This is a genomic window from Leptospira yasudae, from assembly GCF_003545925.1.
Lineage (GTDB): Bacteria > Spirochaetota > Leptospiria > Leptospirales > Leptospiraceae > Leptospira > Leptospira yasudae.
In genome coordinates this window covers 250795-276958 of sequence record NZ_QHCU01000005.1, presented here as the reverse complement: position 1 = coordinate 276958, position 26164 = coordinate 250795, and the positions used below count along the sequence as shown (strand labels likewise).

At 46.3% G+C, this 26164-nt stretch carries 23 protein-coding genes; 8 read left to right on the top strand and 15 right to left on the bottom strand.

The features are described from left to right. Positions 1-21: 21 nt before the first annotated feature. Positions 22-1344 (top strand): O-antigen ligase family protein, encoded by a 1323-nt coding sequence (locus DLM76_RS15550; protein WP_118965756.1) that lies wholly within the window; start codon positions 22-24, stop codon positions 1342-1344. Here DLM76_RS15550 and DLM76_RS15545 read toward each other — a convergent pair. From DLM76_RS15545 to rpmB, 8 genes are read right to left on the bottom strand one after another with little or no spacing between them, the layout of a single operon-like run. Next, entirely contained in the window at positions 1341-3161 is a 1821-nt protein-coding gene (locus DLM76_RS15545) for a phospholipase D-like domain-containing protein (protein ID WP_241548262.1), read from the bottom strand. The two genes, DLM76_RS15550 and DLM76_RS15545, sit on opposite strands and share 4 nt — an antisense overlap. Next, positions 3158-4657 (bottom strand): LA_2168 family protein, encoded by a 1500-nt coding sequence (locus DLM76_RS15540; protein WP_118965755.1) that lies wholly within the window; start codon positions 4655-4657, stop codon positions 3158-3160. Before DLM76_RS15540 ends, DLM76_RS15545 begins: the two co-directional genes overlap by 4 nt. Further along, on the bottom strand, positions 4654-7686 hold the full coding sequence (locus tag DLM76_RS15535) for an LIC11755 family lipoprotein (protein ID WP_118965754.1): 3033 nt from the start codon (positions 7684-7686) through the stop codon (positions 4654-4656). Before DLM76_RS15535 ends, DLM76_RS15540 begins: the two co-directional genes overlap by 4 nt. A gap of 60 nt (positions 7687-7746) precedes the next feature. Next, the gene (gene uvrC, locus DLM76_RS15530; RefSeq protein WP_118965753.1) at positions 7747-9576 is read right to left on the bottom strand and encodes an excinuclease ABC subunit UvrC; all 1830 of its coding nucleotides are present in this window, start codon (positions 9574-9576) and stop codon (positions 7747-7749) included. Positions 9577-9617: 41 nt separating this feature from the next. Continuing rightward, positions 9618-10079, bottom strand: coding sequence for a peptide chain release factor family protein (locus DLM76_RS15525; RefSeq protein ID WP_118956637.1), 462 nt, complete (start codon positions 10077-10079; stop codon positions 9618-9620). A 7-nt stretch (positions 10080-10086) separates the two neighbouring features. Continuing rightward, positions 10087-10509 (bottom strand): acyl-CoA thioesterase, encoded by a 423-nt coding sequence (locus tag DLM76_RS15520; protein WP_118956638.1) that lies wholly within the window; start codon positions 10507-10509, stop codon positions 10087-10089. Between the two features lie 6 nt (positions 10510-10515). Further along, complete coding sequence (gene nth, locus DLM76_RS15515) at positions 10516-11214, bottom strand: endonuclease III (protein WP_118965752.1); 699 nt, start codon at positions 11212-11214, stop codon at positions 10516-10518. After that, entirely contained in the window at positions 11162-11446 is a 285-nt protein-coding gene (gene rpmB, locus DLM76_RS15510; protein WP_118956640.1) for a 50S ribosomal protein L28, read from the bottom strand. The genes nth and rpmB overlap by 53 nt, the downstream gene beginning before the upstream one ends. A gap of 143 nt (positions 11447-11589) precedes the next feature. Between rpmB and DLM76_RS15505 the strand changes: the two genes are divergently transcribed. Further along, the gene (locus tag DLM76_RS15505) at positions 11590-12633 is read left to right on the top strand and encodes a hypothetical protein (RefSeq protein ID WP_118965850.1); all 1044 of its coding nucleotides are present in this window, start codon (positions 11590-11592) and stop codon (positions 12631-12633) included. 183 nt (positions 12634-12816) lie between these two features. On the opposite strand, the gene DLM76_RS15500 is transcribed toward DLM76_RS15505, so the two are convergent. Both DLM76_RS15500 and DLM76_RS15495 read right to left on the bottom strand, forming a co-directional pair. Further along, positions 12817-13932, bottom strand: a complete 1116-nt coding sequence (locus tag DLM76_RS15500) for a pyridoxal phosphate-dependent aminotransferase (protein ID WP_118965751.1) — start codon at positions 13930-13932, stop codon at positions 12817-12819. Next, positions 13932-14297 carry a hypothetical protein gene (locus DLM76_RS15495; protein ID WP_118965750.1) on the bottom strand — a complete coding sequence of 122 codons (366 nt, stop codon included), beginning with the start codon at positions 14295-14297 and terminating at the stop codon, positions 13932-13934. The genes DLM76_RS15500 and DLM76_RS15495 overlap by 1 nt, the downstream gene beginning before the upstream one ends. Positions 14298-14394: 97 nt before the next feature. Between DLM76_RS15495 and DLM76_RS15490 the strand changes: the two genes are divergently transcribed. Genes DLM76_RS15490 through DLM76_RS15475 form a run of 4 tightly spaced genes read left to right on the top strand, consistent with a single transcriptional unit; the run spans position 14395 to position 18891 of the window. Continuing rightward, entirely contained in the window at positions 14395-16158 is a 1764-nt protein-coding gene (locus DLM76_RS15490) for a phospho-sugar mutase (RefSeq protein WP_118965749.1), read from the top strand. After that, on the top strand, positions 16155-17375 hold the full coding sequence (locus tag DLM76_RS15485) for an aspartate aminotransferase family protein (RefSeq protein WP_118956643.1): 1221 nt from the start codon (positions 16155-16157) through the stop codon (positions 17373-17375). The genes DLM76_RS15490 and DLM76_RS15485 overlap by 4 nt, the downstream gene beginning before the upstream one ends. An 18-nt stretch (positions 17376-17393) precedes the next feature. Continuing rightward, positions 17394-18470 carry a 3-isopropylmalate dehydrogenase gene (gene leuB, locus DLM76_RS15480; RefSeq protein WP_118956644.1) on the top strand — a complete coding sequence of 359 codons (1077 nt, stop codon included), beginning with the start codon at positions 17394-17396 and terminating at the stop codon, positions 18468-18470. A 13-nt stretch (positions 18471-18483) separates the two neighbouring features. After that, complete coding sequence (locus tag DLM76_RS15475; protein WP_118956645.1) at positions 18484-18891, top strand: response regulator; 408 nt, start codon at positions 18484-18486, stop codon at positions 18889-18891. Here the strand turns inward: DLM76_RS15475 and DLM76_RS15470 are convergent. Beyond that, positions 18888-19589, bottom strand: coding sequence for a purine nucleoside phosphorylase YfiH/LACC1 family protein (locus DLM76_RS15470; protein WP_118965748.1), 702 nt, complete (start codon positions 19587-19589; stop codon positions 18888-18890). The genes DLM76_RS15475 and DLM76_RS15470 overlap by 4 nt on opposite strands. Before the next feature lie 93 nt (positions 19590-19682). Between DLM76_RS15470 and DLM76_RS15465 the strand changes: the two genes are divergently transcribed. Next, positions 19683-20336, top strand: coding sequence for a phosphoribosylanthranilate isomerase (locus DLM76_RS15465; RefSeq protein WP_118956875.1), 654 nt, complete (start codon positions 19683-19685; stop codon positions 20334-20336). Continuing rightward, a complete protein-coding gene (mutS, locus tag DLM76_RS15460) occupies positions 20333-22879 on the top strand; it encodes a DNA mismatch repair protein MutS (RefSeq protein ID WP_118965747.1) in 2547 nt (848 codons plus the stop codon). Before DLM76_RS15465 ends, mutS begins: the two co-directional genes overlap by 4 nt. Here mutS and serB read toward each other — a convergent pair. The 4 genes from serB to bioB form a co-directional block, all read right to left on the bottom strand. Then, on the bottom strand, positions 22862-23743 hold the full coding sequence (gene serB, locus DLM76_RS15455) for a phosphoserine phosphatase SerB (RefSeq protein WP_118965746.1): 882 nt from the start codon (positions 23741-23743) through the stop codon (positions 22862-22864). The two genes, mutS and serB, sit on opposite strands and share 18 nt — an antisense overlap. Before the next feature lie 34 nt (positions 23744-23777). Then, positions 23778-24521, bottom strand: a complete 744-nt coding sequence (locus DLM76_RS15450; RefSeq protein ID WP_118956649.1) for a GDSL-type esterase/lipase family protein — start codon at positions 24519-24521, stop codon at positions 23778-23780. Between the two features lie 7 nt (positions 24522-24528). Beyond that, positions 24529-24705, bottom strand: a complete 177-nt coding sequence (locus DLM76_RS21735; protein WP_000875511.1) for a hypothetical protein — start codon at positions 24703-24705, stop codon at positions 24529-24531. Positions 24706-25085: 380 nt separating this feature from the next. After that, positions 25086-26150 carry a biotin synthase BioB gene (gene bioB / locus DLM76_RS15445; RefSeq protein ID WP_118956650.1) on the bottom strand — a complete coding sequence of 355 codons (1065 nt, stop codon included), beginning with the start codon at positions 26148-26150 and terminating at the stop codon, positions 25086-25088. Between the last annotated feature and the right edge of the window lie 14 nt (positions 26151-26164).

The following is a 26164-nucleotide window of genomic DNA, read 5'->3' as shown; positions in this document are numbered from 1 at the left end:
GGTTTCAATCGATTAGAGAAGATGCCCGAACGTCTTAGAAAAATCACTCTTTTTTTATTCTGCGCAAGCATTGTAACAATCGGTCTGTCCGTGTCCCTCAGTCAGGGATTTTTGGTGCTCGCATTTATCACTTCGTTGTTTTCTACGAAAACCGCCGGCTTCTGGAAGGAACCCGTCATACTCGTCTGTCTTTTCTTTTTCGGTTGGTATCTTACCGACTTTGCAATCCACGCTTTTTCGGAGCAATCGTTCCGGGCTTACGCCAAAACCGCGTTTAACTCCGAACTCAAAGATATTTTTCTTTTCATCGGTTTGATTCTCGCCTGGAATTTAAAGAAAGAAGAATTCCCCCGCATTCTCAAAACACTCAACATCGTCTTTTGGGTTTTGCTCGTAACCGGATTCGTTTCCAGCTTTTCACCGATTCGACTTTCCCGATTGATCAGCGATCTTTATAGAGAATCCGCAAATTGGAAGTTCACACACCCCATGGGACATCTCGGAGGAATCTCTTTGTTTCTTCCGATCGGTTTGATGAATACCCACCTTACGTTCGGCGGTTTGCTCCAGTTCTTTTTTCCCGTTCCGGTCTTTCTCTTTTTAAAGACCTTTTTCGAAAAGAATTACAAAAAGGCCGCGTTGCAAGGATTGATTCTATTCGTCTTTTTGTATGTCGTCTTTTTAAACAACGCCCGTTCCTCTCTGTTAGGTGCGATTTTTTCCTCGCTTACCGCCTTTCTTGTTTTGGGAATCATCCGCAAAGAATTACCGACGTCCAAGATTCTGATCTTTACTACGGGAACTCTTTCGTTTCTTCTTCTTTTAGGAATCGGACTTTCGTTTACGCAAGCGGGTCAGAAGATCACGGATCCTTTGTTCGGAAAAGAGAAACATACCGATTCGGGAAGAACCTTTATATGGGACTCAACCTTTCCTTTGATTGAAAAAAATCCTCTTATCGGAGTCGGCCCGGGCAATTACAACCGGGAAATCGGAAAATCGAGAGTGGAACATTCCGAACGATATAGAGAACTCTATTATTTTTACGAAACGACTCAGAGAGGACATGCGCACAACGATTACTTCCACCTCTTTGCCGTGTTCGGTCTTCCCGCAATCTTTCTATTCATTCTCTTAGGGACTTCTTTGTATCACAAGTTGATCTTCAGCCGACTTCCTTACGAGCAAATCCTGTATTTTTTCGGGTTATCCGGATTTTTCTTTTCCGGACTCTTTCAGTGCTACTTTCAAGACGACGAAGTAGTAATCTTATTCTGGATTTTATGCGGACTTTTTCTTCGGTTTTCCAAAGAAGAATCCGACAAGACGACGGCTGTCGCTTAATAACGATAGCAATACGTTCCCCAATTCCTGCGATTTTCCATCGCATCCTCTTCGAATGAAAAACGGAGATTCGGTTGAAAAACGCTTTCTCGATACGAAAGTATTTCCGGAATCAATTCGGAATATTCCATTCCTTTTTTTGAATATTCATGAAAGCAAAAACCGAGATAGGCGTCGTCGTATTCCAAAAACAACATTCCTTCGGTTTGATGCGGAATCGCTGAAATGATATTTCCAGCCGCCGTCCAAGAAATTTCCGAGGGACCGTTTCCTCTTTGAAACAATAAAACCGATCGGAGATTCGGAAACCTTCCGCTCCGCAACAGCTCATCCGGAAAAAACAAATTTCCCGTTACCGTAGAGAAATACTTCGGAACAAACAAGAACATCGGTTTCGATTCGAAACGCGAGAGAGAATCATCCTTTTCCGTCGTTAAGAGCGGGTTTCCCTTTTTACTACGCAAGGTGGAATTCTTCCGAAAGTTTCTTGTTTTAACAGGATGATTCGTTCTCTTTCCGGTGAATCCGCTGGAAGTTGCGGAAAAATCCGAAACAACTTTGCATGTTTCTCCGGGATCATAAGAATATTCTAAAATCGTTTTTAAGAATCCCATTCCCGATTCGAAAAAGACAGATTCCTTGGCGGAGACATTCGATCGACAAAGGGTCTGTTCGACTCCGACCGGAATCGCGTTCTCCGAAAATCCGAACGAAAACAAATTCGATGCGACATCGGACGTCGATGCCAATGAACTCGGCGCATTCAAAAAATCGAATGTACCCGCGGATTGAAATTGAATTGCGCCGACCGCAACTCGATCCCATTCCCGAGAATACGCCTCCACCAAGGACGGATCCTTCGTTCGGAAAAGTATCTCCCGATTGCTATCTCGGGCGCTGACCGAAAAATTATAGGAACCGGAAAGGAGAATTCTACCGTCGATCAACATCGTCTTGTGATGCAATAGCCCGCCCTTACCGAACGAATCGCTGGAAATCGTTTCCTCGTTTCCGTCTCCGAAAATTTTAGAATCCGGGCGATCAAACGCGTTTGCCAGAAATTTTCCTTCCTCGTCCACGGGAGAATCGTAAACACCTTGGATGGCGACCCCTCTTCGATTTGCATATGCGAGACGGGATGTCAAAACGGAATCGAAATGATCAAAGATCAAATATCGAACCGATTCTTTCGAAGCGTCGATGTCTCGTAAGATCAGATTTTGAATCAATCTTCCTTTTTCGGGCGAAATATAAAATTGAAACGGAGGAATTTCAAGAACGTGGATTCCCGGATCTTCTTCCAGAAAGGAGTAAAAAGATTCCCTCTCCGTTTCAAAAAGATCAAAACTCACGTATCCGTTCAGATCGTTTTCCAATCCATACCAGGTAAAATTTCCCGAACCCAAAAAAACCGTCCTCCGATCAATTATGAGTATTTTAGAATGTTGTAAACCGGAACGTTCCCATCTTCGGAACAACCCAGATCGAACCAGCTCCGGCGGATAATCCTTATCCGGGTCCGCTACGATGGAAATGGTGATTCCTCTTTTTGCGGCTCTTTGAAGCGCCGTCAGAATTTCGGGATCATCGAACGAGTAAATCCAGAAATCGATCGAAGATTCTGCGCTTTCAATCCGCTTTAAAATCGCGTCTCGAACGTTTCTTTTTTGAGGCAAAGGAATATATCTTCCCGGAAAGGAAAAGAAACTTTGAATTCTGCGCGGACGGCTCCAATCCATCCAAAACCATTTCGAATCCGCGTCATTGGCACAGGAAAAAAACAGAAGCAAGGACCACGAAACAAACAACCGTCTCACAGAATTACTCCCGAGCTGACCTGAAAGAAGATTTCCTTTTTTGCGGAATCGGGATCGCTCCAGGAACCGCCCAAGGATAGATTCAAAAAACTGAATGCAAATCGCGAACTTTCCGAAGGAAAATAAAACATCGATTGAAGCAAAGCCTCGCGTAAATACTTCTTCTGAAAAGAATCTCGAGAGATCGTAAGAGCCCCCGAATTTCCTCTGTCTTCAGTCAGGAAAAAAAAGGATGCCGCATAGAATCGAAATCGAATGCAAGATTCCTGATATTCCAATCGGACACCCGCCCATGCCGACTGACGTTTCCCGCCTTGAATCGTGAATTGTTTTTCCAAGCCCCGGTCCGTAATCCATGCGGACGGATAAAAATCCAGACTTTGAACGGTGGTAAACACGGCGGAAGGTGAAGAACCCATTCCGATAAAACCGAGTTCCAAAATTTCTCCGTTTTCACGTCGTTTATCACGATCGGGAAGAAATCCGAAAACTTCGAACTTCCAAGGTTTCCATTCTCCTCCAAAGGACGCAAAGAAAGCCTCTCCCGTAATCGGAATCGCAGCCGCATTTCGAATCCGATTCCAACCGGTTTTATCCTGACCCCGCGCCAAAACACCGGAAAGAAACCATCGAAACCAAGCATATTGGCCTTTCCATTCAAGCGTAGTATGAGTTAAATAATCACGATCGCCCGAAGAAACGTTTCGAGTCTCGTCATTCAAATCATTCGCATACCTTCCCCAGTTTTGAAGATTGAGATATTGATACGCCAAACCGACTTCCCCAAACGGAACATCGATTTGATACCCGACTCCACCTCTATAACGATTTCTGAATCCACCGAAATCCGGATTCGTGTTTGAAGAAGAACCGCTTGTCGTGCTTTCTCCTGGAAGAACACCGGAGGAATTCTCTCTTGTCTGTGTTTCTTCTTTCCGATCGACGCCGAACTTCGATCCTTTCGTATCGAGAATCGAATCCTTCCATCCGTGCTTTTCCAATAATCGATACCCGGAATAAAAATCGAATCCGTCGAATCGAAGCCTACCTCGCTCTTGAAAATCGGCTCGAACCGTAACCCCATCCGTTCCGTCCGCCCAATCGCCGAACGCGGATGATTGTTTCTTATCCTCTTGAACCCTTCCCAGCGACAGAGAAACGTTTTGACGTTTTAAAGAAACGTAAAGATCCTTCCCCGCGAAGAAGTTCAGTTTTGATTCGTTCGAAGCCGTTAAATCCGCCTGAATTTTCCAGTCGATGCGTTCCGATTCCATCCGACGATCCATACCCGCATGAAACAAAGAAGAATTCATTCGGATTTCTTGATATTCCTTGTTTGTTCCCGACTTGTCGTCGTTCCCGAATCCGTTTTCCGTTTTTTGACTCGCTCCCAATCCCCAGCCCATCCAACCTAAAGAAGTCCATCCGGAAGCCGGATCGTTCGCGTATAAAGGAAAACACATTAGAAGGAAAGAATATACGAAACTACGTCTCATAAGGATTCCTTCTTTTTGATCTCATAATCGGATGCGGAATCCCCGGCGCGTCCAGGCTTCAAAAGAATCAAATCGTTCGTATCCGCTTCGATGGAAAACGGAACCGGAGAAAATTGATTTCCATAACTGTGGATGTGAACCGATTTTCCGGAAACGTCTTGAAAAAGATCCAATCCTTCGTTTTTGCCGATCCCGTTTCCGATCGTCGTCGTTCTCTCGATCGTAAAAATCTTTCGGAAGTTTTCGGAGTGAAACGGAACCGATTCGTTTTTAAAATTCGGAGAAAGAACGTATCCGCATTCTCCCGAATGCAAAAACCGATCACCGAAACTCCAACTCGCGGTGTTCGGGTGAAATTCGTTCCAACCGTCGGGAAGAGTCGATCCGAATCGAAACGAATATTCGACAAGACGATCGGAAGCGGAACTGTCTCGAATTTCCAAACTACGAATGTCGACCGATTCCGCTCCCTGATTGCAAATCGAAAACCACTCGTTGGAGGAAACGGTTGGATTCGGATAGATCGCGGAAATCAGAACCCCGGAAGAACCTGGAATCAAAATCAAACTCTCCGCACCCGCTGAAACCAAGTAATTTAGAATTTCATAATTTACAGGCAAGGACCCCAATCTATTTTCCAGAAGATCTTTCCAAGACTGCAGGAACTCCGAAGCTGCAACACGACCTCCCTTGCTCGGCTGAATCGTTATCCAATCGAATTCTCCCGAAATAAGCCCGGTGACTCCCGGATTCCAGCTGATCCAAGGATTTAAAATGGAATTTCCGGTAGCGAAATCTTCTCTTTGGAAAAAAGGAAAGGTTCGATTCTCCAAACCCGGACTTGCCTCCGTACCGGAACAACTGGCTTTTCTCGAACTCAGAACGGTAAGAGCGCTGTTCTTCCAAACTTCTTTCCCGGAGATTGTCCGAAAAAGAGATGCGGATCGCCTCAGTTTCTGCGAAGAAGAATGAATCCCCATTTTTCCCAGCGAGTCCCATTCGATCCAATCACTGAAAGCGTTGGCGTCCAAGGAAAGAATTCGCACGCGACCCGAGCTTGCTAAATTCAACTCGGGCACGATCCAAGCGGTGACCTCTGGAAAACAAACGAGTTTACCGATGGAAAAAACATTCTTCCCCGGAACCAACTCTACTAAGAAGCGATACCTCTCGGTTCCGGATTCAACTTCCAAGATTCGTGAAACGTTCGTATCGGAATCGACCTCGATAAAACGATCCGCGCTTACGGAAGTCGTACCGTCATACGAACCCATCCAAGAAATTTCGGACACGACCGCCCGATTCGGTCGAGTCATATCGAGCGGATCGGTTTTGATTCCAGGATTCATGAAATGAGAATTTTGAATTTTCGAAACCAGAGTTTGTGAATTCGTCTTCGGATGAGGAATCCATACTCCGTTTCGGTACAAAAGAGAAACGATGACCCCGTCCGTCCGTTTCAAGATCGGAGTTTGGAAAGAGACCTCGGAAAGAATCCTGCTCGTTCGATTCTTTCGGTCCTTCAGCAGCAGTTCAAATCCGAATTCAAATTCTTTCAAAACCGAAGAGGAAAGAAGAAGTTCTCCTTTCATAAAATCCCGATTTCCTATCGTAAGAATTTCTCCGGGTTGGACGGATTGAGCATCGATCCAAACCGGAATCTCTTTTCCGTCCGATTCAACCGAAAGACCGTTCGGATTGCAAATTCGATTTCCTGAATATTCTAAATCCAGAAACTTATGGTTGTGATCGACCTTTCCCTCCGTAAAAACTCCGGTCCAATTCGCTTCTTCGATTTGAAACGAAGCCGCATTGCAGAACGGAATTTCGTGTTTCCCAAGTGTCTGCTCATTGAATGATCTCGAGTCTTCAAAACCCGGACTCATGCAATATCGTTCCAATCGTTTTGATTGGAAAAAAGTTTCACAAAGGGAATAGAAGTTTCGTTTAGAAGAGTAATACCTACCGCCTTCTAAAAACGTTCGTTCCGGATTATCGAAGGAATCGGATACATTACCGCTTTGAAAACTCCAATTTCCTTTCTTCTTGAGATCGCTCCAAGGAAAAGAAACAAGTTCTAATCCGGGAAGATCGCTTCCTGTTTCCGTAAACAACAACGTTTCCTGCGGAAGTAAAAAGGAAGGACCGGAAAGAATCGGATTTTTCTTAGAACTCGTTTCGATCGAGAAGTCTCGAAAACAAATCGGTTCGTTTTCGAAATTCGCAAACTCCAAAAATCTTCCCAGAGAGGATTCGGTTCCTCCGAAGACCTCGCTCAAAACCGGAAGTTTCTCTTTGCATCGAAGAACCATCTCCCGGTTGGAGCTTGCAATTTCGGAAAAGAATTCCGAAAGAATCGACGTGTTTCCGGGAATTTCTACCACCAAGGTATTTGCGGAATCCGTAAAGTTCTCTGCGGCAAATAGAATTCGGAGCGTTTCAGGACCGGCCCAAACGCTGAAGCCGGAAACGAGGTTCGGAGTATGCGGTCTTGAAATCGAATCTTCCGAAAAGACGCTCACCCAGTTCGATCTCGGAAAGTTTCGTTTTTGTAATTCCCGATCGATCCATTTGGAACCGGAAAGAATCATCCAGTCTTCCTTGATTTCCTCCAAAAGATCCCGATTGAGACGAACACTGACCGCCGCCTGCCCCTTCTCGGAGAAATCGAAAACCGTCGGTTCCGTCCTGGAATCGAAATGGGTATTCCAGAATTTTAGAATATTTTGGAATTCTAATTCTACGTTCCCTTGCGGATCGGGAAAACAGACGCTGACTTCGTACACGGAGACGGTTCCGCTGAACAAGCAGACGATCCCCGGAACCTTTTGGATTCGAACGGATGAACGTCTCCATTGTTTGGAAATTTCCTCCGGAATCTCCCGGGAAATCGTAGTTTCCGGTTCGTAGAAAAGTTTCCATTCTCCTGGACGAAGAATCGGAACGAGCCAGGCTTCCTTTCCCTTTCCGTGACAAAACTCGAATGCGGCAAAACAAAGAATCGATGCGAATACGGATTTGAATTTCATGTTCCCTCCGCTCGGTACGGTTTCCGGGAACGTTTCTTCCGTGCTTCGTCGGGAGGATTTTTATTCTTTTTTTTGGAGTTGTTTTAGAATTTTTTCGGCGAGATTATCACCGATTCCGGGCACCGCGAGAAGTTCTTCCTTGGTCGCGTCCTCGATTTTTTTCTCACCCGAAAAATGCTGAAGAAGCAGTTTGCTTCTCTTGAATCCGATATCCGGAACGTCCTGAATGAGGGCGCGCATCGTTTCCTTGTTTCTGCGAGATCGGTGATGCGTGACTCCGAACCGGTGCGCTTCGTCCCGAAGGTGGCGCAAGAGTTTCATACCGGGAGAATTCATATCGAAGATAAAGGGTTCGTTATCGCCGGGGAAATAAATTTCCTCCCGCTTTTTGGCGAGACCGACCATCGGAATTCCTTCCGCACCGGCTTCGACCGCGGCTTCACAGGCCTTGGTCAACTGGGTAGGACCTCCGTCGATCACCATCAAATCCGGAAATACTCCTTCTTCGTTGATGATTCTTTGCAAGCGTCTGGAAATCACCTCGTGGATCATCCCGGGATCGTTGATCCCCTCGTAGCCTCGCATATTGTACTTTCTGTATCCTTGTTTGAAGGGTTTTCCTTCCACAAACATAACCCCGCTTGCAACCGGCTGAGAACCTTGAAAGTGACTGATGTCATAACATTCGATGATATGCGGCGGACGTTCGAGGGAAAACATCTCTTGGATTTCCTTTAAGGCAGCGCTTTGGTCCCTGTAATGGGTCGCGAGCATTCTTTCCGTGAGACTGAGTTCGGCGTTTTTCTCGGCGATCTTTAAGAGAGAACGTTTGTCTCCGCTGCGGGGAGATTTGAGCTTGGGTCTAAATCCCGTTTTTTCCTGAAGAACGTCGATGACCGCGGAAACTTCTTCTTTGATATCCGTGGGAATAAAAATCGAAGGCGGAACCAAGGCCGCGTTCAAATAATAATCGCGAAAGAACGCGCCGATGATTTCGGAATCTTCCGCATCCTGCACACCCTGGATCGGAAAGGACTTTTTGGTTTCGAGTCTTCCTCCCCTCACTTCCAAAAGAATCACCTGACCCTCGTCCTGCTTTCTCGCAAAACCGATCACGTCCTCGTCCCCGCCTTCCGTACTGACGACGGTTTGTTTTTCCCGGAAGTTATTGATCCGCTGCAGCATGTCGCGATAACGAGCGGCCTTTTCGAAATCCATCCGATCGGAAGCGGATGACATCTTGACGCTCAAATCTCCCGCAAGGGATTCCTTTTTTCCTTCCAGGAATTGAATCACTTGGTCTATTACGACTTTATAATCTTCTACTGGAATGGTTCCTTGACAAGGTCCGAGACAACGGCCCATATCGAAGTTCAAACAAGGTCTTCTGGGTTTGGGCAAAGGAAGAACCTGTCTCGTTTTGCGGACCGGAAAAATTCTTAAGATAATGTCTAACGTTTCCCGAGTGGATCGTACGTCCGAATACGGACCGAAGTAACGATCTCCGTTGTCCTTGAGTTTTCTAGTGATATACACCATCGGATAGGGTTCTGAGAGGGAAACGCAGATATACGGGTACTTTTTGTCGTCTTTGAGACGGACGTTGAAACGCGGATTGTGTTTTTTGATGAGAGTCGCTTCTAAGATCAGCGCTTCCTTTTCGGTTCCGGTCGCAATCCAGTCCAGGTCGAAAATTTCTCTCTGCAACGCGCGGGTTTTGATATCGGGATGTTTTTCTTTGAGATAATTGCGGATCCGTTTGTCTAGATTCTTCGCTTTGCCTACGTATAAAACCTCTCCCTTTTTGGACTTCCACAGATAACAACCCGGAGAAGCGCCGAGGTTTTTGATCTTTTCCAGAATGAGGGTATGATTGAGAATTTCAGGCATAAACACTAGTTAGACGAAATCTCCGATTCAAAACGTTTGTTTCAGCTTTCGACTTCTCTTTCATCCGAAATATCCGAATCGTCCCGTTCTTCTTCAAAACTTTCTTCCGGTTCGGAAAGAATGGAAGAAGAATTTTGACTCTTTCTGGAATACTTTTCCTTCTTTCGTTTTGCGTCCTTCTGTTTGTTTCGAATCGTTTTTTTTCGTTCGTCGCTTAAGACGCCTTCTTTCTTTCGATTCTCTTCCTGGACTTTTTCGCAAAGAATGGCGCGGGCCTTATACCGGTTGAGTCCCTGTGTTCGATACAAGGAACATTTGACTTCGATCCCCGAAGGTTTATGTTTGAGATGAACGGCCGTCGAAACCTTATTTACGTTTTGACCGCCCTTGCCTCCGCTTCTTGTAAAACTTTCCTCCAGATCGGTTTCCTTAATCTGAAGAACTTCCATCAGTTCCAGAAGTTTGGATTCTTTTTCCACCGAAACGGGAAAACGAGAGGCCATGACGGTCTTACTTCAGATCCTGAAGTTCGAAATGATCGCGGAAATACGGAAACGGTTTTCCGTTTTCATCCAGACAAACGTACGTGATCTTACAATCGATGATTTCTTTGAGTTCTTTGCGGCTTTGACTTTTTCCGATGGACGTGTTTCGGATCGTGATCGAACTGTTTCCGATCTTGTCGATCTTGGAAAAAATCTGGATGATATCCCCGAGAAGCCCCGGACTTTTAAATACTACATCCGCCATACTCACCGTGACGATATTGGAATAGCGGATCTTTTCCATCACATACATCGCGCATCCTTCGTCGATCCACGCAAGCATCTGACCTCCGAAAAGAAATCCGTGCTGATTGAGATCCCTCGACATCACGATATGCTGCGTCGCGAGTTCCATTCCTTCCAATTTTTGATCGATAAATACTTCCATATTCTATTAAGCTCCGTATACGACTGAGGACGAGGGACAATCTTTTTTTAAGATACAATCTTCGCAGAATCTTCGATGAGCCTTGCAGCTTTTTCTACCCAAAAAGATGAGATATAAGGAAATATCCCTCCAATACTTTTCGGGAAGAAGAGCCATCAGATCCTTCTCCACTTGAACCGGATCGGTCTTGGTGGTAAGACCCAGCACTTTCGAAATCCGATTTACGTGCGTATCGACTACGATTCCTTCCACACGACCGTGCACTTCCGACAAAACTACGTTCGCCGTTTTCCTTCCGAAACCGGGAAGCGTAATCAGCTCCGCGATCGTTTTCGGAATTTTACCGCCGAAGTCGTTTAACAATTTCTTGGCAAAACCTTGAATCGACTTCGCCTTATTGCGGTAAAAGCCCGTGGAAAAGATCAGCGTTTCGATCTCTTTCAGATCGGCGTTTGCAAAGGATTCTAAACTGGGAAAGGCTTTAAAAAGAGCCGGGGTGACTTGATTGACTCGTTCGTCCGTGCATTGCGCACTAAGGATCACGGCAATCGCGAGTTCGTAGTCTTTTTGAAAATGAAGGGGGGTTGCGACCTCCCCGAATTCTTTTCTAAGAAGAGAAAAGATTCGGGAAAACCACTTTAGAAACGCAGGATCAGGCTTTTTTAGGGGCCTGTTTTTGGATTCCCGCGTATTTTTTTGGAGCAAGAACGCCCAAGGATCCGCCGTTATCTTTGATGGCGGCCTTAATTCCTTTTTTTCTCAGAGTACGAAGAGCTCTGGTAGAAAGACGAACTGTAACCCAACGGTTCTCATCTTCCAAAAAGATTCTTTTTTTGATAAGATTCACCTTCCAGGTTCTTCTTGTCTTAATGTGGGAATGGGAAACGTTGTTTCCGGCTACAGTGCCCTTCCCGGTTACTTCACATCTTCTGGCCATAGTAAGGACAGGATCAATCGACGCCTCTCCCTGTCAACCTTTCCGCCGAATTTCTGGCGTTTAGGAAGGATTTTGGAAGACTTTTTTCTTTTTTCAGTGGAGAATCTTCCCGGAGACAAAAAACTAACCCTCAAACCCCGCCGATGTTCAGAACCTTTTTTACAAACCTTCAGCTTCGCTTGGATCGAATTTGGAAGGTCAATCTTCTTCCCTTCTTTCAAAGCAAACGAGTCCGAATCGAAAGACGACTGCAACCGATTCTTCACGAAGAATTCACCAAGGAGCAGATCGTGGATCCAAGACAGGTCCAACATCTTCTCTACGAAACCAATCTTCCTTTGGAAAACGGAGTTCCTCCCCGGTTCGCGGGCGCGGTGGAAGTGGAGACGAGCGCGTTCGCGGGCGGAAAACAAAAGGTTCGGATCAAACAAAAGCTTCATTCGAGTTTTCCCGAACAGACCAAGTATAGAATTTGGAAGCTCTTACACAAGTCCCTGCTTTCCCTTCACGAAAAACCTTGGAAGAAATTTTTTGCCAAAGCGGAATCCGAACCTTCCGAAGCTCAAAATTCTCCCGATCTCATGAGCACGGCTTCGCCGAAACCGTATCATTTATTTTTGCATTCGCTCGTTCTCTGGGAAGAATTCTATCCCTGGGAAGAATGGAAATCTTCCTTACCCGTTTCGTGGATTCCGTTCGGAAGTTCGAAGAAGATCAAACTGCGCTTTGTCGCAGCGCGCGTTTCCTCGTTTTCCAAACAGGAATTCTACGACGAATCCTATTCTCCCGAACTTGCGTTTTGCGATCTCTACGCGCTCGGTTATTTGCGGGAATCCTCGGACAAGAGCGTGGATTTGGCAAATCCGGAATCGTATTACCTGGGTACATTCTTTCCTTCTAAATTAGAAAGAAAGAATCTTCCTCTTTGGTTGAAGGAACGCAATTTGTTTCCTCAGGAATTTCACTGGAAGAGTTCCGCCAAAGAACAAATATTCAAAATCTTGAACAAAGAAATCCGTTTTAAGATCGAAAGCGAAACGCAAGAATCCTACGATTCCGAGTTCCTGCAAGTCGGCGGAAGAAAGTTTCATTTGAAGAGCGACTTTTTACAGGCCCGTTTTTTCCAACGCGCGATTTTAACCGTCCATCCGATGGTGTTTGCAAATCGATGGTTGAAAGGATTTTGAAAAAGGTTTAGGTCGTTTTCGCTTTTGTTTTTTTGAACATTCCGATTTTTTATTGGATCCCGGTTTAAACGATCTCGGTTTTCGTTTTTGCAAGTCATCTTTGAGAATCTTGTCGGAACTTTGAAAAATCCGCTCGGACGACTGAATTCTTTTTTTTATCGGTGTTCCGACAAGACCGCTGAATTAGAGTTTCAATTCTTTCCAGCGATCTATTCCCGCTTGAAACCGTTCGTTCGTTTCTCCAAAACCGATCCGAATCCAACCTTCGCATTCAAAATCGCGGCCCGGCAAAACAAAAACTCCGCACTGGGAAATCAATGCGTCCGCATACTTCGACGAATCGATTCCTTTTTTTAGCTTCACGAAGGAGACCACTCCGCCTCCGGGGGGAACAAAGGATTCCAAACCGGGGAGACCGCGCCAAACGCTTTCGAAATTTTGAATATTCTGTAAAATGGATGTTTTGATCGGAGAGATCAATCGTTCCCGATTCTTCAGAATCTGAAGCGTTAAAAACTCGGAAATCGGAGAAACAGTGTGCGTTAGATAGTCTTTAAACGAACGCGCTCGTTCGATCAATTCGACCGGCCCGGTCATCCAGCCAATCCGAAGTCCCATCACACCAAAACACTTGGTGATCGAACCTGTACTGACCGTCCTTTCGTTCAAACCGGCGCCCGTCCAAGAAAGATCGTTTTGAAAATCTAAAAACCGATAGTGTTCGTCGAACAAAATCCAGCCTTTGTGTTCGGACGCGAATTCCCGTAGTCGTTCGATTTCAGCCGCGCGTAAAGAAAGACCGGAAGGATTGTGAGGATGATTGAAGATTACTAGATTCTTCCCTCTCGCAAACAATTCCCAAACGCAGAATTCAGGCAGAGAAGAATCGGGATTTTGATCCATCGTTTCCAAAAGAGAAACCGGCTCCAAAACGGCTCCGATCATCTTCGGGATTTCGTATAACGCTTGAAAGGCAGGATCGAGATACGAAACCACCGAACCTTTTTTGCATAGAAGATGAAAGAGAATGTACAGAGCTTCTCCGGTTCCGGTCGTGACCAAAATCCGATCCGCGTGCAAACCGGCATATAACTTCGCGATTTCTTCCCGAAGAGTAAGATCGCCTCGGTTGGGAGCGTCTTCCAAAGAAATCGAATTCAAAACATCGGGAGAAAGTTCCAGAGCGGAAAGAAGTTCTCCGAAGGTTCGATTGCGAACCCCGCTTTCTCCCAGATTGCAGGGCGCGGTTTTTCTATATTTCTCGAGTCGTTCCTCGATCCAGAATTCTCCGGGTTGCATCAAGAGACAAGGGTAAGAATGGCTCCGCTCAAAAGAAACAGAATTGCAAGAAATCCGAAAGAAATCTGAATCCAAAAATGAATTCGTAAACTACGAAGACCGATCCGTAAGAAATCCAAATCTTCTCCCTTCGTATCCGTAATCCGTTTGAAAGAAATCGCCGCACTGTAACTCCAAAGACCGGCCAATAAAAAAAGAATTCCAGGCACGAGAAACAAAACGAGTTTCCCCGTTTCGTTCGAAACAAACGTGGAAAAGAAAGACACACCCGAAAGACAGAAAAAAGAGAAGGAGGCAAGTTTTAAAACGCGGCTCAAACCGATGAATTCTCTGTTTTCGTCCTGATTGAATTCGTAAGATTCCATACTTTTAGAATCGGCTAAAATTAGGGTTGAACCTCAGGGAAAGGCGATTTTTATGAATTTAATCCTCTTAAAAAAATATCGGAAATCCGCAAGTACTATGAATCATCCCGAATCCCTCATTCACTCCTGGACACAAGATCCCTTCCCGAGCGGAGTTCGAACGGAAGCGACCCGCGCTCTGGAAAAATTCTCCAATGGAGAATCCGGTCCCGACGTAGAAGCCTTTTCCGTTCCTCTCGAATTCGGAACGGGAGGCATGCGCGGAAGACTCGGAAACGGAATCGGAAGAATGAACGAGTTCACCGTGGGCCGGGCGGCTCTCGGTTTCGTAGGTTATCTTTCTAAAAAAACGAAGAAGGCTTCCATCGTAATCGCGTACGATTCGAGAAGAAGATCCAAAGAATTTGCGGAAGTCACCGCGGGCATCGCCGCTTCTCTCGGAGTGAAGGTGATTCTTTTTAACGAGGTGACTCCGACCCCGCTTCTTTCGTATGCGATCCGTTATTACAAGGCCACGGGCGGAGTCGTAATCACCGCTTCCCACAATCCGCCCGATTACAACGGGTTCAAAGCCTATCTCGCGGACGGAGGACAACTCGTACCTCCGGATGATAAAAAGATCATTTCTAAAATCGAGTCGATCCACGATTGGAATTCGATTTCGATTCTTTCTCCGAAAGATCCTTTGTATAAGAAGATGGTAAAACCCGCGGGCAAGGACTGTTTCGCTTCCTACAAAAAGGAACTTTCCAAAGCGGGAATCCTTTCCTCTTCCCTAAAACCGAAAGAACGAGCCGCACTGAAGGTCGTTTATTCCCCGTTACACGGAACAGGCGGAAAAGCGATGAAGGAACTCTTAAACGGATTCGGATACAAAAACGTATTCTTAGTTCCCGAACAAAAAGATCCGAACGGAGAATTCCCCACCGTAAAATATCCGAACCCCGAAGAACCGGAGGCCATGGAACTTTCCAAGAAGTTCGCGATCGCAAAGGGCGCGCACGCGTTCATCGCAACCGACCCGGATGCGGACCGACTCGGAATCGGAGTGAAAAACTCCAAGGGAGAATACGTCTTATTAAACGGAAATCAAATCGGCTCGATCATGGCCGCGTATCTTTGTGAAGCGTACGCCTCCGGCAAAAAAAAGAAAAAGGCAGTATTGATCAAGACCATCGTAACTACGGATCTTCAAGAAAACATCGCTAAGAAAAACAAGGTAAAATACAAAAACGTATTAACCGGATTCAAGTTCATCGCGCAGGTGATGGCAAAGATCGACAAAAGCAAAACCGATTTCTTTTTGTTCGGCGGGGAAGAATCCTTCGGATATCTCCCTGTTTCTTTCGTGAGAGATAAGGATTCGTTATCGTCCGCCCTTCTCCTATTGGAAATTCTTACCGAAAAAAAAGACCTTCTGCAATACATGGACGAGATCTATCTGAAATACGGCCTCTTTCAGGAAAGTCTTAAATCTCTCACACTCGAAGGAAGCGCCGGTAAAGAAAAGATCCGCAAATCCTTGGAATCTCTGCGAACCGTGGATCTTTTGGGAAAACAAATCCATCAGAGAAAGATCGTGGGCGTTCTGGATTACAAAACCCAGACCGCAAAAGGAAACGCTTCCAAATCGGCATTCGCGGGTTGTCCTTCTTCCGACGTGATCCAAGTCGTTTTGGAAGGAAACGCAAAGCTCACGATTCGTCCTTCCGGAACCGAACCGAAGATCAAGATCTATTCCTCCTTTCAAAGTCTGAATGCTCCGAAAAACCAAGGAGAGATTCGGACTCTCACGGCTGATCTGCTCGGCGAGATCAAAGCCTCCGAAGAAATATTTTTAAAATTGGCGGGACTCTCATGAACGAAACGGACATTCACAAGGAACTCTTTGAACACACCAAAGAATTAGCGGATCATTATCTGCTCAACACATACTCTCGTTACAACGTCGCGTTCCGTTACGGGGTCAACGAACTTCTATTCGACTTTGACAATAAACAATACATCGACTTTCACTGCGGGGTCGCGGTCACCAATCTCGGCCACGCCGATCCGGATATCATCGAAGTCGTTCGTTCCCAAGCGGACAAACTCTTTCACACTTCGAATCTATTCTACTCCGAAGAAGCGGCCAAACTCGCGGAGCTTTTGATTCTCAATTCGTTTCCCGGAAAAGTGTTTTTGACCAACTCCGGAACCGAAGCGATCGAAGGCGCGTTCAAACTCGCTAGAAAATACGCGACTTCCAAAAGCATCGTGGACCCGATCATTCTTTCTCTGGAAAAAAGTTTCCACGGAAGATCCGTTTCCGGGATGAGCTTAACCGGTCAGGACAAAATCAGAAAGGGTTACGGAGAACTTCTCAAAGGAATCGAGTTCATTGAACCGAACAACGACGAAGCACTCGTCGCCGCCTTCGAAAGATATCAGGGAAGAATCGTAGCCTTGATCGAAGAACCGATCTTAGGAGAAAGCGGAATCATTCCCCTTTCCAACAGCTTCTTAACCCTTTCCCGCGAATTGACCGCGGAAAACGACGCCCTTTTGATCTTCGACGAAATTCAAACCGGAATCGGAAGAACCGGAACGTTATTCGCCTTTGAAACGATGGGATTTTCACCGGACGCGATGACTCTTGCCAAAGGACTCGGATCGGGTTTTCCGATCGGAGCTTTGATCGTAGGAGAAAAATACCAAGACCTGTTCACACAAGGTTCTCACGGTTCTACCTTCGGAGGAAATCACCTCGCGGCGGCGATCGCGTACGAAACCATCCGCATCATCCAGACCAGAGAAATCCTGAACAACGTGAATCTTTGTTCGGACATCGCGTTTACAAGATTGAACGACATGAAGGAACGTTATCCGGTCATTTCCGAAGTTAGAGGAAAGGGTCTTCATATCGGAGTCGTGCTGAAAGTTCCTTCCAGACCGATCGCGGAAGCTTGTCTCGCGGCAGGACTCGTGGTGAACGCGACGGCGGACAATGTGATTCGGATCATGCCTCCTCTCACGATCTCCTCCGATTTCTTAAATCAGGGATTGGACATCTTCGAATCCGTACTCAAACAAAACTAAAAAGGATCCAATAAAAGAATGAAGAACGTAGCTGTACTTTCCGGTGACGGAATCGGACCGGAAGTAATGGAGGTAGCCCTCTCCGTTTTGAAAAAGGCTCTCGGTGCGAAGGCTTCCGAGTTTAATTTTAAGGAAGGATACGTGGGCGGAATCGCGATCGATAAAACCGGCCATCCGCTTCCTCCCGAAACGCTCAAACTCTGCGAAGAATCCTCGGCGATTTTATTCGGAAGCGTGGGCGGACCGAAATGGGAAAGTCTTCCTCCGGAAAAACAACCGGAACGAGGAGCGCTTCTCCCTCTCCGAAAACACTTCGACTTATTTGCAAACATCAGACCGGCGATCATCTATCCCGAATTGAAAAAGGCTTCCCCCGTTCGCGCCGACATCATCGGGGACGGATTGGACATTTTGATCCTGCGAGAATTGACCGGCGGAATCTACTTCGGACAGCCGAAAGGAAGAGAAGGATCGGGTCAGGAAGAATTCGCGTACGACACGATGAAGTATTCCAGAAGGGAGATCGAACGAATCACACGAGTCGCCTTCCAAGCCGCCCGCAAAAGAAATAATAAAGTGACAAGCATCGACAAAGCAAACGTCTTGACGACCTCCGTTTTTTGGAAAGAAGTTGTAATCGATTTGCATAAGAAAGAATTTTCCGACGTCCAATTGAATCATCTTTACGTGGACAACGCGGCGATGCAGCTGATCGTAAACCCGAAACAATTCGACGTGGTTCTTTGCGAAAACATGTTCGGAGACATTCTTTCCGACGAGGCTTCCATCATCACGGGTTCGATCGGTATGTTGCCTTCGGCTTCCCTTTCGGAATCCGGTTTCGGTTTATACGAACCTTCCGGAGGTTCCGCACCGGACATCGCAGGCAAAGGAGTGGCGAATCCGATCGCACAGGTGCTCAGCGCCGCATTGATGTTGCGCTATTCTTTTTCTATGGAAGAAGAAGCGGCCAAGATCGAAAGCGCGGTTCGCAAAACGATCGCCTCCGGCAAAAGAACCAGAGACATCGCCGAAGCGGGATCGACCGTAGTCGGAACCAAGGAAATCGGTCAAGTCATCGAATCCTTTCTCTAAAAAGAGGTAAACAATGAAAGCAGGTGTAGCTCCCAACGGAAGACCGTATCAAGTTTTGATCGCCGAGAACTCCAGATTTCAGGCCAAACAATTGGCGCAAATCTTGGAATCGGAAGGTTATCAAGTGATCGGATTTGCGGAAAACGGAAAGGAACTCGTACAGCTCTACGATCAACACAGACTCGTGGATCTGATCACTCTCGACTTGAACCTTCCCGTGATGGACGGTTATGCGACCTTCTTTGAAATCAAGGACAAGGGAGTTCTTCCGAGAATCATCATCGTATCCGAGGAAAACACTCCCGCAGTATTGAAAAACCTGATCGACGAAGGCGCGATGGATTACATTCCGAAACCGGTCAAACGCGAGAAGGTTTTGGAAAAGGTCAACGCCGCGATCAAGAAGGTTCCGAAAGTCTAACCTTCTTTCCAAATCAGATTCAGATTTCTTCCCACATCCTTTCGACGGTGACTGAAGAAGTCTGAATCCTTCTCCATCGTACAGATCCGTTCGGATTGCAACACGACGGAAATGCCGTTCTTCTCCAGACGAAATTTCAAAAACGATTCCAGATCCAGCAGAAACTTACCCGGCTTTGTTTCCTGCAAACAGTTCGGAAATTCCTCCCGAAACAACAAAGCTACGTCTTCTCCCACTTCGTAACGAAGACCGCTCGCACAGGGTCCGAGATATCCGAGCAGAGTACCGTTCGAAAGAATCGATCGGTCGAACGCAAGCCGCAAAGTTTTTTCCGTAATTCCGGCTAACGTTCCCTTCCAACCGGAGTGAATCGCGACAAACTTAGGACTTTGTTCGGACCAAAAAAATAAGGGCAAACAATCCGCGGTTTTGATGCAGAGAATTTTCCCGGAAGCATCGCCGATCCACGCGTCTCCTTTCTCAAAGGAAGAAGCATCCGACCGGTCCGCGTCGAACACCGTATCACCGTGAACCTGATCCAGAATAAAAACGTTCGATTCGGAAACTCCGGTGAGCTTTGCGATTTCACGCTTTTGGGTTTGGAGGTCTAACGATTCGTTCGGAAGATCCTTTTTGCCCGCGATCAGAATCTTGATTTTTTTCCCTTCCGCGATCGGGAAAGAATGAAAGATGGCCATCGAATCCGATTCTGCGTCGCCCGCGGAAACTGACCAGTGTTAAAGTACGTGATCTCACAAAACCCCTCGGGAAGACTGGAAAAACTTCCGTCCATGAATCGCCATTCAAACGAAACAGCAAAAGTCAAAATCTGCGGAATTCGCGATCTGGAAATCGCACGCATCTGCAGGGAAGAAGGAGCCGATTACGTCGGACTCAATTTCGTGCCTTCCAGTCCCAGAAAAATCGAACTCGCCGAAGCGCGCAAGATCGTGGAATTCTATCGTTCGCAGGAGAATTCTCCGGAGATCGTACTCTTATTCTATAAGAATTCCCTCGAAGAAATGAAAACCGTGATCTCTTCTCTCGATCACGATTTTATCCAATGGGTTTGGGACGATACAAGCGTAACGCCGAGCATTCGGGAAACACTCTTCCGGAAAAGACAGATTTGTTCGTATCGGGTTTCCGCACCGATCACGAACGAAGATCTCCAGTCCGTCGTTCCGGGCGAACTTCTGATCTTGGATAGTTATTCCAAGGGCGCGGGCGGAGGAACCGGAGAAACATTCAATTGGGAATACGTTCAAGGAATCGAACGAAACTTTCTCTTGGCCGGGGGCCTTACTCCGTCTAACGTCGCTCAGGCGATTCGATCGGTTCGTCCGTTCGGAGTGGACGTCGCCAGCGGAGTGGAATCTTCTCCCGGAATCAAGGACGCACAAAAAGTAATTCAATTTATCAGGAACGCAAAATCGGCCTTATGAGTTTGGAAACCACAGGAACCTCTGCAGAATACTGGAGCGATCTCGCGGATGCGCTGAACACTCCGATGATGAAACAATTCCTCGCGATCAAAAAGGATTTTCCCGATACGATCCTTTTCTTTCGTATGGGAGATTTTTACGAGATGTTTCTGGAGGATGCGAAAGTTGCCTCTTCCATTTTGGACATCGCTCTTACCAAACGGCAAAACGCGGTTCCTATGTGCGGGATTCCGTATCATTCCAAGGACAATTACATCTCCCGTCTTTTAAACGCGGGAAAAAAGATCGCGATCTGCGAACAATCCAAACCGGACGAACCCGGCTCCAAACTCATGACACGGGATGTAGTGCGGATCATCACTCCGGGAACTGTCATCGAAGAGAATCTTCTTTCCGGATTTCAGAACAACTATCTCGCCGTTTTACATCTCAAAAAAAGTCTGATCTATTTCGCGATGGCCGATTTCTCCACGGGAGAAGTTTTTTATTCCTCCGCTTCGATCACCGGAATCGAACGACTCGTAGCGGAACTCGAAAAGTTCAGACCCTCGGAAATCTGTGTTCCGAAATCGGAACATTCCTTCTTTCAAGAATTGGAATATTTCAAAAATCGAGAATTCACGTTTCTCAAAGATCAGGAAATCGCTTCGGAAAAAGATCCGTTCCAAATTCTTTCCGTATATCTAAACGAATATATCCGCGAAACCTACCGGGACAACAAACTCGTTCTTCGAGAGCCTCGCATTTTGAGTTCGGGAAAGTTTCTCGAAATGGATCGGGAAACGATTCTTAATCTCGAACTTGTGGAAAACGAAAAGGAAAAGAATCACACCCTTTATTCCATATTCAATTTTTGCAATACTCCAAAAGGAAAACGTCTCCTCAAACAGAGAATTCTGTTTCCCGAATGCGACGCGGCCGTTCTGTATTCCCGTTGGGAAAAACAGGATATTTTATTAAAAACGATTCTCGCGCCGTTCGTAAGCGCCTTGCGGGACGTAGGTGATTTGGAAAGAATTCTCACGCGTTTTCGGGGAAACCACGCGTATCCTCGGGATTTTCGTTCGATTCTAAACTCGATCGCGACGGGAATGAAATTGAAAGCGGAATTGGAAACCCTTTCCTATCCATTCCTCATTCCTTCGAAAGAACTCCAAACCCTTTCCGATTTCATTGCCGAACGGCTTCATCCGGGCGACGACCTGCCCGTGATTCTCGGAAACGGTCCTTTCTTGAAAACCGGATTCTCCGCAAAACTGGACAAGGCAAGAGAAGCCGGGGTCAAGGGAAAGGACTGGATTCTCGATTTGGAAGCCGAAGAGAAAAAAAGAACCGGCTTAAACACATTAAAGATTCGTTATAATAAGATCGTCGGGTATTTTATAGAAATCTCCCGCGTGCAAGCGGAACAAGCTCCGAAAGATTATCTCAAAAAACAAACTCTCGTGGGCAGCGAACGTTTTACCACGCCAAAGCTCGAAGAAATCGAACGGACGATCCTCGAAGCGGACGAAATCATCCAAGAAATCGAACGAACCGAATTCAACCGAATGGTGGAAGAGGTTTTGCAGTATTCTTCCGCTCTTCTTTCCTTTTCGGAAGAGATCGGAGATCTGGATTTTCAGATATCGGCTTTGACGGCAAAAGACAAGTTCGGATGGATTCGTCCTCAGCTTTCCGACGACCGTTCCCTCGATCTCGGAGATTCCAGACATCCCGTTGTGGAAGCGACTCTTCCTCCCGGACAGGAATTCATACCGAACTCTGTGTATCTCGACACGCAAGACAAGGCGATCGCGGTTCTCACGGGGCCGAACATGGCCGGTAAATCCACGTTTATGCGTCAGATCGCCTTAAATCAAATTCTGTTTCAGATGGGAGCCTTTGTTCCGGCTAAGTCCGCGAGACTTCCGATCGTGGATAAGCTGTTCACTCGAATCGGAGCGGGAGACAACCTCACCGCGGGAGAATCCACATTCTTCGTCGAGATGAAGGAGACCGCGAACATCCTCAATCACTACACGGAAGATTCTTTGATTCTGTTCGACGAGGTAGGACGCGGAACATCGACCTACGACGGAATGAGCATCGCCTGGTCCATCTTGGAATATCTTTCCTCTTTGCCCGTGCGGCCGAAGACCATCTTTGCCACGCACTATCACGAACTCACGGAACTCTCTCGTCTGGGCGGAATTTTCAATCTGTATCTCGAAACCCTTGAGAAGGATGACAAGGTTCTTTTTCTAAGAAAGGTGAAGATCGGTAAGGCGAAAAAATCCTTCGGGATCTACGTCGCAAAAATCGCGGGAGTTCCCGAACCGATCGTAAAACGCGCCGCCGAACTTTTGACGGATTTGGAATCCAAAAAGAAAGAGATCAAAATTCAAGAAGCGCAACCTTCTCTCTTTGCGGAACCGGAGCCAAAGAGCGCTCCCTCGGAAACCGAAACGTCGATTCTAAAATTGAAATTGGAAGAGATGACCCCGATCGAAGCCTTAAAGACTTTGGAAGACTTTCAAAAGAAGTTACGAAAACAAAAGTAACAGAACGTCCATCGGCGCAAAATCCACCCAATTGACGATGAGCTTTTTCAAACCGTCCTTCGCGTGAAAGCCGATTCCGATCCCCGCCTCGTTCAACATCAGCGCGTCGTTGGCTCCGTCTCCGACGGCGACGACTTGTTTGTGTGCAATCCCTTCCCGGTCGCGAATCGTTTTTAGATATTCGAGCTTTTTGTTTTTATCCACGATGTCGCCCGTCACCGTTCCGGTCAGATGTCCGTCTTCCCGTGCGAGAACGTTCGCGTAAATCTCGTCGATTCCGAAGTCCTTTTGAAAGAGTTCGAGAATGTCGGTAAACCCTCCGGAGAAAACCGCGGTTCTGCTCTTTTTCTCTTTGAGACCTCGGAGAAGAGTTTCAACGCCTACGTTCGGCTCGAGTCGGTTATAAAGATCGCTAAAAATCGAAGAGGACAAACCTTTCAGATGCGCGCATCTTTTTTGAAGCGCTTCGTGAAAGTCCAGGTTTCCTTCCATCGCTTCCCTGGTTACCGAAGCCACTTCCTCGTAAACACCCGCAAGTCTTGCGAGTTCGTCGATCACTTCCTGACGGATCAAAGTGGAATCCATATCGAACGCAAAAAAACTTTTCTCTTTCGGATTCAAGAGAGAATCGATCTGAAGAAGATCGGAATTCTTCTTTGAGAATAGCGCCCGTAAGGCGATCAACTCGGACGCTTCCAGCTTTCTTCCGACGTTCCATTCGATGCAGCTCCACTCGCCTTGCGCACGGATGGGAGCCGAAGAAAGCGAAAAGGTTTCCTCCGGTTTGAGGGACGCGAATCCCCCGATTCCCAACAGGAGTTCTTTTCGGATTTCGTACGGATTTTGAGTCAGAATCAGAAGCACTGGAGAACCTGTTTTTGAGTGATTTTAGAAACGATTAAAGATACGGCTGAAGGATCGGCTTTAATTTTTGAACCCAGATTTTATACGCGTTTTCGTTCAAATGAATCTTGTCTTGTTCCAGCCAAAATTCCTGACGCAGCGCCGGTCGGTCCTTTTCCCGAAGCCATTGCCAAGTGTCCAAAAAAACTACGTTTTTATAAGACTGAATGATGGACACCCAGGACAAATTGATTACGGGAGAAACGCTATTTAAACTTTGTGTGCGAACGGGTGGAATTCCCAAAACGACGATTTTCGTATTCGGAAGAGCCTTTGTAAGATGATCTAGAATTCTTACCAAATTGGATTCGATCCCATCCAAACATTTTCCCTGAATGAGATCGTTTCCTCCGATCTCGAGTACGATCGCCTTCGGATTTAAAACGATCACGTCTTCATCCAATCTTTCCAGAAGAAGTTCGGTCATGTCTCCGCCGATTCCGCGGTTGACTGCGCCTGGAAATTCTCGGGTTAAAATTTCATTGGGAAAAAGTTGAATCAGAGAGTTGCCCACAAAGACTACGTTTGCGGTTTTGATTCTTTGGTTATCCTCGCGGTAAATGTTCCGCATCGTGGACCAAAGAGATCTGTATTGAGCGAATTTTTCGGAGGATCGATAACCGACTCCAGCCCAACATTCAAAGTTAGAGCTGGAATAATCTGTGTATGATTTTTTGATCAGAATGGAACAGGAAGAAAAGAAAAGAAGCAAGGAAAGAGCGGAGAAGTACCTTACCAAGGATCTATTACTGCTCCTGCGGTTCTTTCATGTGAAAACGTTTGTGCCAATCGGCGATCTGCGCTTGCAGATAATCCTCCGAATCGCAGATCCGGAACTCGATCGGGTTGTTGGAGGCGGTATCAATGAGCTTCGCTTCGATATAACCGTTCTTCAGCTTATTGATTTCTATTTTATATTTCATCCATTAAACTCCAGTAATGTCAGATTTTTAGATTAACCCAGGCTTTCAACCGATTCTAAAAAAAACGAACTACTCTTTTTCACTTTAAAAAAGAATACTTCTTAGCTCCGACATTTCCATATAATTTTTCAAATTTTTTCTTCGGAGCTTTCAACTTCGATGCACATAACGTGTGTCTTGTTTTCAAAACCGAATTTTCCTTTTTCGCCTAAGCAGTGTTCTAAACGCCGTTTGCCTCTTTAAAATTCCTCGAAAAACCGAGTGAATCGGGAAACGCCGTGTAACAATCTACATTGTCTTCAGACTCAATTTACTGAAAAAAAGTTGCTGGGAAAGCTTAAAAAATACCAAAATCCCGTTTTTTTGACGGTTAAAAACCCTCAATCTTTTTTGAATTTGTACAGATCCGGGAAATTTTTCTCAGCATAGAGAGATTCGGTTTCCGAGTCCTCCGGCAAAATTCCTCCGTCTGCAAGTTCCGGTACAAAACCCGCGTCTCGAATCATGGAGATCGTTTCCGTCATTTCGGAGCCCTTCACGTTCAGATAACCCGCGGAGAACAAAGAGTTTGCGGCAAAAAGAGCGGTCGCAGAAAGACTTCTCAAGTGGCCTTCTCTCCCCGCAGCGATTCGGATCTCGGAGTCCGGATTCACCAATCGGAATACCGAAAGAATTCTCACGCAGAGTTCCGGAGTCAAAACGCTCGGATTTTTGATCGCGTGTCCTTTGACGGGAATGAAGAAATTCACGGGAATCGAAATCACTCGGAAGGACTTGAGTTCAAACGCAACGTCCACGATGTCACGGAGAGTTTCTCCCATTCCTACGATGACCCCGCTGCACATTCCGATTCCGGCTTTGGAAACGGAACCTAAGGTTTCCGCTCTCTGCGCGTATGTATGCGTATCGCAAATTTCGGGATAATGATTTTCGGAAGTGTTCAGATTGTGATTGTAGCGATCGAGTCCCGCCGCTTTCAGAAGCTGGGCTTTGTCCTCGTCCAGAAGTCCCGCGGAAAGGCAAACCTTCATCCCGAGTTCGTCGGTGATTTTGCGGATCGTATTCGCAAGTCTTTCGGTGGTCGGGCGATTCGGTCCGGTTCCGGAAGTCACCATACAGAAACGATACGCTCCGTTTTCTTTGGCTTTGACCGCGTCCTCGTAGATTTCTTCCTCGGACTTCATCGGATATTCCTGAACTCCTGAGTTTGCATTCTTTCTTTGCGCGCAGTAGCCGCAGTCTTCGGGGCAATAACCGTTTTTAATATTATCTAAGATATGAATTCTAACTTTGTTTCCGAAATAGCGGTTTCTTTCCTGAAACGCTCTGTCTAAAACGGACGTCAAGGGAACGGAACCGTTTAGAATTTCGAAACCTTCTTCCTTTGTAATGACGCTCGGAACTTCGGAGAATATTTTTTCTGCTGTTTTGAGTGTTGCGGACATTCTTCAGACAGGTT

Coding starts and splice junctions, on each gene's coding strand:
- DLM76_RS15550 (WP_118965756.1), top strand. CDS start 22: ATGCCCGAACGTCTTAGAAAAATCACTCTTTTTTTATTCTGCGCAAGC.
- DLM76_RS15540 (WP_118965755.1), bottom strand. CDS start 4,657: ATGAGACGTAGTTTCGTATATTCTTTCCTTCTAATGTGTTTTCCTTTA.
- DLM76_RS15535 (WP_118965754.1), bottom strand. CDS start 7,686: ATGAAATTCAAATCCGTATTCGCATCGATTCTTTGTTTTGCCGCATTC.
- uvrC (WP_118965753.1), bottom strand. CDS start 9,576: ATGCCTGAAATTCTCAATCATACCCTCATTCTGGAAAAGATCAAAAAC.
- DLM76_RS15525 (WP_118956637.1), bottom strand. CDS start 10,079: ATGGCCTCTCGTTTTCCCGTTTCGGTGGAAAAAGAATCCAAACTTCTG.
- DLM76_RS15520 (WP_118956638.1), bottom strand. CDS start 10,509: ATGGAAGTATTTATCGATCAAAAATTGGAAGGAATGGAACTCGCGACG.
- rpmB (WP_118956640.1), bottom strand. CDS start 11,446: ATGGCCAGAAGATGTGAAGTAACCGGGAAGGGCACTGTAGCCGGAAAC.
- DLM76_RS15505 (WP_118965850.1), top strand. CDS start 11,590: ATGTTCAGAACCTTTTTTACAAACCTTCAGCTTCGCTTGGATCGAATT.
- DLM76_RS15500 (WP_118965751.1), bottom strand. CDS start 13,932: ATGCAACCCGGAGAATTCTGGATCGAGGAACGACTCGAGAAATATAGA.
- DLM76_RS15495 (WP_118965750.1), bottom strand. CDS start 14,297: ATGGAATCTTACGAATTCAATCAGGACGAAAACAGAGAATTCATCGGT.
- DLM76_RS15490 (WP_118965749.1), top strand. CDS start 14,395: ATGAATCATCCCGAATCCCTCATTCACTCCTGGACACAAGATCCCTTC.
- DLM76_RS15485 (WP_118956643.1), top strand. CDS start 16,155: ATGAACGAAACGGACATTCACAAGGAACTCTTTGAACACACCAAAGAA.
- leuB (WP_118956644.1), top strand. CDS start 17,394: ATGAAGAACGTAGCTGTACTTTCCGGTGACGGAATCGGACCGGAAGTA.
- DLM76_RS15475 (WP_118956645.1), top strand. CDS start 18,484: ATGAAAGCAGGTGTAGCTCCCAACGGAAGACCGTATCAAGTTTTGATC.
- DLM76_RS15470 (WP_118965748.1), bottom strand. CDS start 19,589: ATGGCCATCTTTCATTCTTTCCCGATCGCGGAAGGGAAAAAAATCAAG.
- DLM76_RS15465 (WP_118956875.1), top strand. CDS start 19,683: ATGAATCGCCATTCAAACGAAACAGCAAAAGTCAAAATCTGCGGAATT.
- mutS (WP_118965747.1), top strand. CDS start 20,333: ATGAGTTTGGAAACCACAGGAACCTCTGCAGAATACTGGAGCGATCTC.
- DLM76_RS21735 (WP_000875511.1), bottom strand. CDS start 24,705: ATGAAATATAAAATAGAAATCAATAAGCTGAAGAACGGTTATATCGAA.
- bioB (WP_118956650.1), bottom strand. CDS start 26,150: ATGTCCGCAACACTCAAAACAGCAGAAAAAATATTCTCCGAAGTTCCG.